1 protein-coding gene is annotated in these 205 nt (G+C 65.4%); it reads right to left on the reverse strand.

Features of this window, described 5'->3' with window-relative positions; genetic code table 11:
• Positions 1 to 205, reverse strand: a 205-nt coding sequence (locus tag ACTEK7_RS36715) for a hypothetical protein (RefSeq protein ID WP_474810831.1), incomplete at both ends; no start/stop codon positions are given.

Below are 205 nucleotides of genomic sequence, written 5' to 3' on the forward strand. Positions count from 1 at the left end.
GGGCTGGCAATCGGCACTCCGATCGTGCCGTCGCCATTGAGATCCTGCTGCAGCGTCGGCTCCAGTGCTTTCAGGGTTGGATCGCTCCCCAGGACCTCGGGAGCCGCGGCTAGCGTCGTCACGAAATTGCCGGTGCTGTCGGTGCTCCAGACCGAGTAGTGCCCGTTGGCCGAGTTCTTCCAGACCACGTCGTAGCCGCCACCGG

The sequence above is a fragment of the Bradyrhizobium sp. JHI2711 genome (assembly GCF_056156565.1).